General features: G+C 66.3%; 11 protein-coding genes. 9 read left to right on the plus strand and 2 right to left on the minus strand.

Annotated features, from left to right (window positions below; translation table 11 throughout):
- Positions 1 to 61: 61 nt before the first annotated feature.
- Both ACNPP0_RS27750 and ACNPP0_RS27755 read right to left on the minus strand, forming a co-directional pair.
- Positions 62 to 1,048: a Bug family tripartite tricarboxylate transporter substrate binding protein gene (locus ACNPP0_RS27750; RefSeq protein WP_332608521.1), complete on the minus strand. Its 987-nt coding sequence runs from the start codon at positions 1,046 to 1,048 to the stop codon at positions 62 to 64.
- A 19-nt stretch (positions 1,049 to 1,067) separates the two neighbouring features.
- Positions 1,068 to 2,021: an alpha/beta hydrolase gene (locus ACNPP0_RS27755; protein ID WP_332608520.1), complete on the minus strand. Its 954-nt coding sequence runs from the start codon at positions 2,019 to 2,021 to the stop codon at positions 1,068 to 1,070.
- 122 nt (positions 2,022 to 2,143) lie between these two features.
- Between ACNPP0_RS27755 and ACNPP0_RS27760 the strand changes: the two genes are divergently transcribed.
- The 9 genes from ACNPP0_RS27760 to ACNPP0_RS27800 all read left to right on the plus strand — a co-directional run bounded on the left by ACNPP0_RS27760 (position 2,144) and on the right by ACNPP0_RS27800 (position 10,905).
- Positions 2,144 to 3,061, plus strand: coding sequence for a LysR family transcriptional regulator (locus tag ACNPP0_RS27760; protein WP_332608519.1), 918 nt, complete (start codon positions 2,144 to 2,146; stop codon positions 3,059 to 3,061).
- A 156-nt stretch (positions 3,062 to 3,217) separates the two neighbouring features.
- Positions 3,218 to 4,687, plus strand: coding sequence for a M20 family metallopeptidase (locus ACNPP0_RS27765; protein ID WP_046806938.1), 1,470 nt, complete (start codon positions 3,218 to 3,220; stop codon positions 4,685 to 4,687).
- Positions 4,684 to 5,241, plus strand: coding sequence for a DUF1415 domain-containing protein (locus tag ACNPP0_RS27770; RefSeq protein ID WP_332608518.1), 558 nt, complete (start codon positions 4,684 to 4,686; stop codon positions 5,239 to 5,241). Before ACNPP0_RS27765 ends, ACNPP0_RS27770 begins: the two co-directional genes overlap by 4 nt.
- A gap of 34 nt (positions 5,242 to 5,275) precedes the next feature.
- Positions 5,276 to 5,470 (plus strand): hypothetical protein, encoded by a 195-nt coding sequence (locus ACNPP0_RS27775; RefSeq protein ID WP_332608517.1) that lies wholly within the window; start codon positions 5,276 to 5,278, stop codon positions 5,468 to 5,470.
- Between the two features lie 166 nt (positions 5,471 to 5,636).
- Positions 5,637 to 6,935, plus strand: a complete 1,299-nt coding sequence (locus ACNPP0_RS27780; RefSeq protein WP_448707690.1) for a class I SAM-dependent methyltransferase — start codon at positions 5,637 to 5,639, stop codon at positions 6,933 to 6,935.
- Positions 6,936 to 6,943: 8 nt separating this feature from the next.
- On the plus strand, positions 6,944 to 7,783 hold the full coding sequence (locus tag ACNPP0_RS27785; protein WP_448707691.1) for a DUF1295 domain-containing protein: 840 nt from the start codon (positions 6,944 to 6,946) through the stop codon (positions 7,781 to 7,783).
- 2 nt (positions 7,784 to 7,785) lie between these two features.
- The gene (locus tag ACNPP0_RS27790; RefSeq protein ID WP_448707692.1) at positions 7,786 to 8,871 is read left to right on the plus strand and encodes an SAM-dependent methyltransferase; all 1,086 of its coding nucleotides are present in this window, start codon (positions 7,786 to 7,788) and stop codon (positions 8,869 to 8,871) included.
- 15 nt (positions 8,872 to 8,886) lie between these two features.
- Positions 8,887 to 9,459 carry a lipocalin family protein gene (locus ACNPP0_RS27795; RefSeq protein ID WP_332608513.1) on the plus strand — a complete coding sequence of 191 codons (573 nt, stop codon included), beginning with the start codon at positions 8,887 to 8,889 and terminating at the stop codon, positions 9,457 to 9,459.
- A gap of 351 nt (positions 9,460 to 9,810) precedes the next feature.
- Positions 9,811 to 10,905 carry a TRAP transporter substrate-binding protein gene (locus tag ACNPP0_RS27800; RefSeq protein ID WP_046806934.1) on the plus strand — a complete coding sequence of 365 codons (1,095 nt, stop codon included), beginning with the start codon at positions 9,811 to 9,813 and terminating at the stop codon, positions 10,903 to 10,905.
- Positions 10,906 to 10,935: the final 30 nt, after the last annotated feature.

Below are 10,935 nucleotides of genomic sequence, written 5' to 3' on the forward strand. Positions count from 1 at the left end.
CCGCGACACCGCCGTCGGCCAATAAGAAAAGCGCCCCTCGGGGCGCTTTTCTCATTTCGTCTTACTGATCCAGCTGAATATTGGCGTCCGCCGCGACGTTCTTCCACTTCTTCACGTCGCTGGCGATCACTTGCTGGAACGCGTCCGACGAACCCGCCACCACCGTGCCGCCCAGGCTGGCCAGCTTGGCCTTCACTTCCGGCGTGTTCAGCGCCTTGACCGAGGCGTCGTGCAGCGCCTTCTTCACATCATCCGGCAGGCCCTTGGGCGCCAGCAAACCGTTCCAGGCGTTGGCTTCGTAGCGCGGCAGGCCGGCTTCCTTGAAGGTCGGCGTGTCGGGCAGTTCGGGCGAACGCACGTCGGCCGCGATGGCGATGGGCCGGATCTGCCCGCCCTTGATGTACGGCAACGACGCCGGCACCGGTTCCCAGATCATCGACACCTGGCCGCTGATCACGTCGGTGAACGCCGGGCCCGCGCCACGGTAGGCGATGTGCATCAGCTTGGCGCCGGTCATCGACTTCATCAGTTCCATGGCCAAATTGCCCAGGCCGCCCGCGCCGGACGAGGCGTAGGTGAACTTGTCGGGGCTGGCCTTGGACGCGGCGATCAGCGCGTTCAGGTCGGTGGCGGGAAAGTCCTTGGTGACGCTCAGCACGCCGGGCACCGTCACCAGCTGCGTGATGGCGGTGAAGTCCTGCACGGCGTCATACGTCAGCGACTTGTACACGGCCGGGTTGGTGCCGTGGGTGCTGGACGACGCCAGCAGCAGGATGTAGCCGTCCGGCGCGGAGTCTGCCACGAAGCGCGTGCCGATCGAACCGCCCGCGCCGGCCTTGTTTTCAACGACCACGGTGGCGCCCAGTTCGGTACCCAGCTGCGCGGCGAACACGCGGCCGATGATGTCGGCGGTGCCGCCCGGTGCAAACGGCACGATCAGGCGCACGGGCTTGGCGGGGTAGGCGGCTTGTTGGGCCGACGCGGCGCCGGCGGCCAGCGTGGCGCCGGTCAGCAATGCAAGCGCGATGGTGGTTTTCTTGAAAGTCATCAGTGTCTCCAGGCGAAGGTTAGTCGAGGCTGCGAGCGAGCCAATCGACGATCAATTCGGCGATCTGGTCGCTATTGCGGTCCAGCATGCAGAAATGGGAATTGCCGGCGATGCCGGTGGCGGGCAGGTCCAGCACGTCGGCGCGCTGGCCGGCCGCGCGCAGCGCCGCCCAGTACGCGTCGGTTTGCGCGCGGTAGCGCTGCCAGGTGTCGTCGGCGCCGAAGTGGTCGCCCCACACCAGCAGTTGCGGGGGCAGGCCGGGGGCGGCGGCGGCGGGCGTGCCGGTGGGTTCAAGGGCCACCACGGCGCGTACCGTGCTGGCGTATTCCTGGGCCAACTGCGTGGCGTATCCACCGCCCTGGCTGTGCCCGACCACGATGCACGGGCCGGTAAGGTCCAGCAGGGCGCGGTAGGCGTCCAGCGCCATCTCGCCATGCGTCAGCCAGCGCGGCACGAACTGCTTGGCGAAAGTGTCGAAAGCATCAACCGGGAATTGCTGCGCGGGATACGCGCGGCGCGGCTGGCCGGCCGGCGCATAGCCGGCTTCCGAGCCGATGCGGAACAGACGCCACGCCTCTTCCTTGGACCGAAAGATGGGCGCGCTGTCGTACACCTGCGGGTACATGGCCCAGGACGCGCGGCCCCGTTCGGGCGCATCGGACACGAACACGTCATAGCCCGATTGCAGCAGCCGCCACAGCCAGCCCTGGCGTCCGTCCGGCGTGCTTTCCCATTGCGCGCCCGTCATGCCGCCGCCGTGCCAAAGCAGCACGGGGTAGGGATGGCGCGGCTGGGCCAGCCGGTATTCCTGCACGTACAGCTGGCCGACGGGGTAGCCGCCGTTCATGTCGATCAGGCGGGGCGCGTTGTCGACGACCTGCAATTGCTGCATGGGCACGCCGCCGGCCACGGCCTCGGCGCCGCCCACGAAATGGCTGCGGATGGACTTGAGCAAGACGGGGGAGTCGGGCATCAGGGTTTTCCAGAAGTCGATGCCGGGATGTTAGTTGCCAGATGTTTCTGCCTTGTGCAAAATGCGCAACGCCTGTGCCAAATCGGCACAGATGAATCACCGCTTGCCCGGAGAAGAACCCGATGGACACCAAATGGCTGGAAGACTTCGTGGCGCTGTCGAAGTCGCGCAATATGTTCCAGGCCGCCGAGGCGCGCAGCGTGACGCACCCGGCGTTCGGGCGCCGTATCAAGGCGCTGGAGGAATGGGCGGGCGTGCCGCTGGTGGAACGCGGCCATCAGGTGTCGACGCTGAACGCGGCCGGGCGCAGCATGCTGGCGGCGGCGATTGATGTGCTGGACATCCTGCGCGACACGCGCCAGGCGCTGCAAAAGCCCGAGCAGGAACGCAATCGGAAAATCACCATCGCGTCGGGCAAGACGCTGGCGCATTCGGTGCTGCCCGGCGTGATGGCCCGCGTGCAGCAGGGCATGGCCGCGTTTCAGCTCAAGGTGGTCACCACCACGCTGAACTACGGGGTGGACATGCTGGCCGACGGCGAAGTGGACTTTCTGCTGTGCCATGCGCACGAGCCGCTGTACGCAAAGATCGACAACCCCGGCTACCGCTGGCGCCGAGTGGGCGCCGACAAGCTGGTCGCCGTCAGCGCGCCGGTGGCGGCGGGCGGCCGGCACCCGCGCTATGCCGTGCCCAAGCTGCCGTCCGATCCGCCCGTGCCATTTTTGGCCTATGCCGACAGCATGTCGTTGGGACGCATCCTGGATGATCGGCTGCGGGGGCTGTGTTTGATCGGGCAGTTGCAGACGATGTACGAATCGGACCTGGCCGACGCGCTACACGCCATGGCGCGCCAAGGCTTCGGGCTGGCCTGGCTACCGCACACGTTGATCGAATCGGACCTGCGCGCCGGGACGCTGGTGCGCGCGGATAGCGCCCGCAATGACATCCATATGGAAATCCGAATTTATCAATCGGTAGACAATGCCAAATCCCTGGCGCGCGATGTGTGGGGGCGTATCGAGGCGTACGCGGCACGATGACGGGCTTGGGGCGGGGCGACGCCGGGTGGGGCCTGCAATAAATGAGGGCGAGCCGGGGCCGCCTTCGCCTCGCCCGCGCCCCGCGATGCCGGCCGCGGGCATAAAATACCGGATTACCCCCATCCCGCACCCACGCACCCTACAGGATTCCGCGCCATGAACGCCCGTATCCCCGACGACGCACTGCCGCCCACCCTTGATCCCGACGCCCTCCAGGCGTTTGTCGACGACAAGTGGGACAACGAGATCATCCCCGCGCTGACCGACTACATCGCCATCCCGGCCAAGAGCCCGGCGTTTGACGCCGACTGGGAAAAGAACGCGTTCATCGAGCGCGTGGTGCGCGATGCCGCCGCCTGGGTCGAAGCGCAGAAGGTCTCTGGCCTGAAGCTGGAAGTGGTGCGCCTGCCGGGCCGCACCCCCGTCATCTTTTTTGACGCGCCCGCCACGCGCAGCGACAACGGCGACACCGTGTTGCTGTACGGCCACCTGGACAAGCAGCCGGAATTTTCGGGCTGGCGCGCGGGCCTGGGCCCATGGACGCCCAAGTACGAAGACGGCAAGCTTTACGGCCGTGGCGGCGCGGACGACGGCTACGCCGTGTACGCCTCGCTGACCGCCATCATGGCGCTGGACAAGCAAGGCATTCCGCGCCCGCGTTGCGTGGGCATCGTGGAAACCTGTGAGGAATCGGGCAGCTACGACCTGCTGCCCTACGTGGACGCGCTGCGCGACCGCCTGGGCAACGTCGCCCTGGTGGTGTGCCTGGATTCGGGCGCCGGCAACTACGACCAGCTCTGGATGACCACGTCGCTGCGCGGCATGGTGTCGGGCACGCTGGAAGTGCAGGTGCTGGACGAAGGCGTGCATTCGGGCGATTCCAGCGGCGTGGTGCCGTCGTCGTTCCGCATCCTGCGCCATCTGCTCGACCGCCTGGAAGACAGCGCCACCGGCCGCCTGCTGCCGCAAAGCCTGCATTGCGAAATTCCCGCCGAACGCGTGGAACAGGTGGCGGCCACCGCCCGCATTCTGGGCGACGAAGTGTGGCGCCGTTTCCCCTGGAGCTGCGGTGCCGAGGGCGGCTTTGTGCTGCCGATGACGACCGAGCCCGAACAAGCGTTGCTGAACCGCACGTGGCGCCCGACCTTGTCGGTGACCGGCGCCGAAGGCCTGCCGCCGCTGTCCAGCGCCGGCAACGTGCTGCGCCCGCGCACCGCGTTCAAGCTGTCGCTGCGCCTGCCGCCGCTGATCGACGCCGTGGCCGCCTCGCAGGAAATCAAGGAACTGCTGGAAGCCGACGCGCCTTACAACGCCAAGGTCATCTTCAAGGCCAACGAAGGCGCCGCCACCGGTTGGAACGCCCCGGCCTCCGTGCCGTGGTTGACGCAGGCGCTGGACGCCGCCTCGCAGCAGTACTACGGCCAGCCTTGCGGCTATATCGGCCAGGGCGGCACGATTCCGCTGATGAGCATCCTGCAAAAGGGCTTTCCGAAGGCGCAGTTCATGGTGTGTGGCGTGTTGGGGCCCAAGTCCAACGCGCACGGCCCCAATGAATTCCTGCACGTGCCCTATGGCAAGAAGCTGACGGCCGCCGTTGCGCAAACCATGGCGGCCATGCCGGCATGATTTCGACTTCCGACGCTTATGCCAACGTGGTGGCTGAAACCCGCCACTGGCTGACGCAGGCCGTGATCGGCCTGAACCTATGCCCGTTCGCCAAGGCGGTTCAGGTCAAGGACCAGATCCGCTTTGCCGTCAGCGACGCCACCGACGCCGAAGGGGTGCTGACCGACTTGCAGGACGAGCTTGCCCTGCTGGCCGAGACCGACCCCGAGAAGATCGACACCACCTTGTTGATCATTCCCGACGCGTTGGACGACTTCCTGGATTTCAACGATTTCGAGGACCTGTCCGACCGCCTGCTCAAGCGCATGCGCCTGGTGGGCGAATTGCAGGTGGCCACGTTCCACCCGCAGTTTCAGTTTGCCGACACCAAGCCCGACGATATCGAGAACTACACCAACCGCGCGCCGTACCCGATCCTGCACCTGCTGCGGGAAGACAGCATCGACCGCGCGGTGGAGTCGTTTCCGGACGCCTCGGAAATCTATGAAAAGAACATCGACACGATGAATAAGCTCGGCCTGGAAGGCTGGAAAAAGTTGATGAGCAAAGCCTAGGCATCCCTTTCGCCCCGACAACGCCGGCCGCATCGTGGCCGACGTGGCCTATGGCGCCGATGCGCGCCAGCGCCTGGATATCTACGCGCCACCCGGCGTGCGGAACCGCCCGTCGCGGTCTTCTTCTATGGCGGCGGACACCACGGTCAACCCCCATCGCAATACCGAAGGCCTGTCCGCCGCCTTGCAGGCCGCCCGGGTGCCCGTGACGCTGCGGGCGGCCCCATAGCGCGGTCAAGTAGCGCAGGGGGCGCATTCCCGCCAGCTGCTGCGGGTTTTCCCCGATGAATCCAATGCGTCCGGGCCTACGTATATACGGCATCCACGCACGCAGCCGGGAATTGCGACGCCCACCGAAACCCCTGCGTTTAACCCTCCGAACCAGGAGAAGACCGATGAGATCCCCCACTGACTCCGAGCGCCTGGCGCTGGACAAGGCTTGCGCGCCGCAGGCCGCGCAGCCCTTGTCGCTGACCGAGCGCCTGTTGCGTCGGCGCTTGCTGGGCCAACTGGGGCCATTGCAAGACGGGCGACTGGTGATTGACGACGCAATGGGCAGCGTCGAACTGGGCGGGCAGGGCGCCTGGGCGGGCCGCCCGTTGCGCCTGCGCGTGCGCGATCCGGCGTTCTACCGCGCCATCGCCGCCAACGGCAGCGTGGGCGGAGGCCAATCGTATGGCGACGGCCATTGGCAATGCGACGACCTGACCGGCCTGATCCGCCTGTTGGTGCGCAACCGCGGCCTGCTCGACGGCATGGAGGGCGGCGTGGCGCGGTTGGGCGGCGTGGCGATGCGGGCCTTGCACGCGTGCCGGCGCAACACGCGCGCCGGCAGCCGCCGCAACATTGCCGCCCACTACGATCTGGGCAACGACTTTTTCAGCCTGTTCCTGTCGCACGACATGATGTATTCGTCAGCCATGTGGGCGGGCGAGGACGACACGCTGGAGCAGGCGTCCACCCGCAAACTGGACGTGATCTGCCGCAAATTGGACCTGCAACCCGGCCAGCATGTGGTCGAGATCGGCACGGGGTGGGGCGGTTTTGCGCTGCACGCGGCGCGCCACTACGGCTGCCGCGTCACCACCACGACGATCTCGCGCGAGCAGCACGCGCTGGCCACCGAACGCATCCGGCGCGCCGGCCTGCAATACCGCGTGGACGTGCTGCTGCAAGACTATCGCGACCTGCACGGCCAGTTCGACAAGCTGGTGTCCATTGAAATGATCGAAGCGATCGGGGCCGACTACTTGCCCGCCTACTTCGGCAAGGTGGGGCAACTGCTCAGGCCCGATGGCGTGGCGCTGATCCAGGCCATCACCATCGAAGACCACCGCTATGCGCAGGCGCTCAAGGCGGTGGACTACATCAAGCGGCATATCTTCCCGGGCAGCTTCATGCCGTCCATCCAGGCAATGCTGCAAGCGAAGACGCGCGCCAGCGACCTTAGCCTGGTGCATCTGGAGGACTTTGGCCTGTCTTACGCGCGCACGCTGAAAGCGTGGCGCGAGCGCTTCATGGGCAACCTGGATGCGGTGCGGGGGCAGGGCTTTGACGACCGCTTCATCCGCCTGTGGGAGTTCTATCTGGCCTACTGCGAAGGCGGCTTTCGCGAACGCGCCATCGGCGTGTCGCACCTGCTGTTGGCCCGGCCCGGGGCCACGCCGGCATCGGCGCGGTGGACGGCGCCATGACTTGCGGCATGCTTTCCGCCATGCCGTTCGCCATGCTTGCCCTCATGCAAGCCCTCATGGTGGCCGCCGTGGCCGTGCTGCTGATGGCCGGCGGCTGGCTGTGGCAGCGGCGCCATGACAACGCGGGCATTGTTGACGCGATGTGGGCGTCCGGCATGGCCGCGGCCGCCGTCCTGCTGGCCTTGACCGGCCCCGGCGCAGCCACCCCGCGCGTGCTGCTGGCCGTGTTGGGCGGCATCTGGGCGGGACGGCTGGCGCTGCACATCTGGAAGCGCGTGCGCCATGGCGAAGAAGACGGCCGCTACCGCGCCCTGCGCGCCCACTGGCACGGCAGCCAGGGCAAGTTCGCGCTGTTCTTCCTGGCGCAGGCGGGGCTGGTCGTCTTCATGTCCTTGCCCTTCATCGCGGTGGCCGCCAACCCCGTGCCCGGCATGACGCCCTGGGCGTGGCTGGGCGTGCTGGTGTGGGCGGTGTCGGTGGCGGGCGAAACCGTGGCCGACCGCCAATTGGACGCCTTTCGCGCCGACCCGGCCAACCGTGGCCGCACCTGCCGTGTCGGCCTGTGGCGCGTATCGCGGCACCCCAACTACTTCTTTGAATGGTTGCACTGGTTCAGCTACGTGGCGTTGGCGGCGGGCAGCAGCCTGGCATGGCTGGCGTGGGTGGGCCCCGTCGCCATGTACCTCTTCCTGCGCTGGATCAGCGGCATTCCGTACACCGAGGCGCAAGCGCTGCGCAGCCGGGGCGAAGACTATCGCCGGTACCAACGCACCACGCCGATGCTGTTTCCGTGGTTTCCGAAGCGCGATTGCGCCGCGCATCACCGCACACCGACTCCAGGGGAATAATCATGAACGCCGCCGCTTTGACTGAATCCCGCCTGGCTTCCGACCGGGCCGCGCCCGGACTGCTGGGCCTGGCTGAACGCGGCCTGGTGCCCGATGCGCTTTTGCGCCTGGGCATCCGGCGCCTGTGCGCGCAGCGCCTGCGCGACGAAACCGCCGGGGGCCCCGCCGCCCAGGCGCGGCGCTATCACCAGCTGATCGATGAACTGCGCGCCAGCCCCGTGGCCATTCACACCGACGAAGCCAACGCCCAGCACTACGAATTGCCCGCGGAATTCTTCACGCTGTGCCTGGGCCGGCAGTTGAAGTATTCCGGCTGCTACTACGCCACGGGCCGCGAAACGCTGGACCAGGCCGAAGCCGCCATGCTGGAGCTCTATGGGCTGCGCGCCGAACTGGCGGACGGCCAGCGCATCCTGGAACTGGGGTGCGGCTGGGGTTCGCTGACCCTGTGGATGGCCGAACGCTACCCGACGGCGCGCATCACCGCCGTGTCGAACTCCGCCTCGCAGCGCCAGCACATCCACGCGCAATGCCGCGCGCGCGGGCTGGACAACGTGGATGTCATCACCTGCGACGTCAACACCTTGCAACTGCATCCCCAGACCTTCGACCGCTGCGTGTCCGTGGAAATGTTCGAGCACATGCGTAACTACCAGGCTCTGCTGGCGCGCATCGCGTCATGGCTGCGTCCGGGTGGCAAGCTATTTGTCCACCTGTTTGCGCACCGCAGCCTGATGTACCCGTTTGAGACCGAAGGCGACGGCAACTGGATGGGCCGGCATTTCTTCACGGGCGGCATCATGCCGTCGGCCGACACCTTGCTGTGGTTCCAGGGCGACCTGCGCATTGAAGCGCGCTGGCTGGTTGACGGCAGCCACTACCAGCGCACCGCGAACCACTGGCTGGCCAACCAGGACGCCCATCGCGCCGACGTGCTGACCGTGCTGGAAAAGGCTTACGGCGCGCCGCTGGCTCGCCTGTGGTTCCACCGCTGGCGCCTATTCTGGATGGCGTGCGCCGAATTGTTCGGCTATCAGAACGGGCAGGCCTGGATGGTGGCCCACTACCGCTTTGCGCGGCCAGACTGAAGGAGGGCACAGCCCATGCGCAAGACCTTATGTGTTGCCGGGATGGCGGCGCTTGCCGCCTTGACGGGCTGCGGCAGCCCCACGCCGATGCCGCCCGTGGCGCAGGTGGACATCGCGCGCTTCATGGGCGACTGGTACGTGATCGCCGGCATTCCGACCTGGCCCGAGCGCGCGTCGTTCAACGCGGTGGAAACCTATGCCTTGCGGCCCGACGGCGGTATCCAGACTACGTTCCGGTATCGCCACGGCGGCTTTGACGCCAAGGTGAAGACGATGCGGCCCGAAGGCACCGTCCAGCCCGGCACCGGCAACGCCGTGTGGGGCATGCAATTCATTTGGCCGATCCAGGCGGAATACGTCATTGCCTATGTGGACGATGCCTACCAGCAGACGATCATCGGCCGCAGCAAGCGCGACTACGTCTGGATCATGGCGCGCACGCCCACCTTGCCGGATGCCGACTATGCGCGCCTGGTGGACAAGGTGCGCAAGCTGGGCTACGACCCGGCACTGCTGCGCCGCGTGCCGCAGCAATGGCCGGAGCCGGGGCCCGAGCCCCGCACGTATCCCGATGCCGGCAAGGGTTAGGGCGCGGCTGCGGAAGGCGTGCCCCGCTAAATATTTTTTGGTTATATAAACCGGCTGTTTTATTTGCCGCCCGCGCGCGCCGCCGGGCATCTGATCCGGTCCTCATACCCGTGCAGAAGGCGACGGCATGGGCCGCAAAGCCGTGCTGGTCATACCAGTGATGCGTCGCATAAAAATTTCACGAAACTTACGGCAAGGGTTTTCCCGCTACGTCCCGGGATTATTTTTCCCATAGCATCGCACCCAAAATCAAAAGCGCGACCATTTGTTACCCATGGGATCGCGCCCACGGGGCTCCACCAATTCGCCCCAGGATCCGGAAAAGAACTTTATCCAAGTTGGGAGACTTGCATGCAACGCCGTTCGTTTTTGAAGAAAGCCACCTTGGGAGCCGCTGCCGGCGGCGCCACCCTGGCGGTGCCCGCCATCGCGCAGGAAGCCCCCACGCTGAACTGGCGCCTGGCGTCCAGCTTTCCCCGCAGTGCCGACGCCATTTTCTCGGGCGGGGAAAGCGTCGCCAAGTATGTGTCGGAAGCCACGGGCGGCAAGTTTTCCATCCGCGTGTTCCCGGCCGGTGAAATCGTGCCCGCGCTGCAAGTGCTGGACGGCGTGCAAAACGGCACGATCGAATGCGGCCACAGCGCGTCGTACTACTACTACGGCAAGGATCCGGTCCTGAGCTTTGACGCCGCCGTGCCGTTCGGCCTGAACACCCGCCAGATGAATTCGTGGATGCGCCACGGCGACGGCCTGTCGCTGCTGCGCGACGTCTTCAAGACCTACAACATCGTCAACTTCCCCTGCGGCTATACGGGTACGCAGATGGGCGGCTGGTTCCGCAAGGAGATCAAGACGGTGGATGACCTGAAGGGCCTGAAGTTCCGCGTCAGCGCGTTCGCGGGCGCGGTGCTGTCGCGCCTGGGCGTGGTGCCGCAGCAGATCGCCGGCGGCGACATTTACCCGGCGCTGGAAAAGGGCACCATCGACGCGGCCGAATGGATCGGCCCCTATGACGATGAAAAGCTGGGCTTCAACAAGGTGGCCCCGCATTACTACTACCCGGGCTGGTGGGAAGGCACGCTGCAAGTGTCGCTGTACGTTAACCAGGACGCCTACAACAAGCTGCCCAAGCACTACCAGGCCATCCTGGCGCAGGCATCGGCCGCGGCGACCAACGACATGATCGCCAAGTACGACGCCGAGAACCCGGCCGCCCTGCGCCGCCTGATCGCCCAGGGCGCCAAGCTGCAATCGTTCCCCAAGCCCGTCATGGACGCGTGCTTTGCGGAATCGGTCAAGCTGTACGACGAAATGAGCGCCAAGAACCCGGTGTTCAAGAAAGTCTACGAAAGCATGAAGAACTTCCGCGACAACGAACTGCCCTGGTTCCGTGTTGCCGAAGGCAGCTATGACAGCTACATGGGCACGATCAACCGCGGCAAGTAAGCCCCGGCCGCTTGCGCCCAAGGCGCGCGG

It is taken from the genome of Achromobacter semiaridum, from assembly GCF_053543755.1.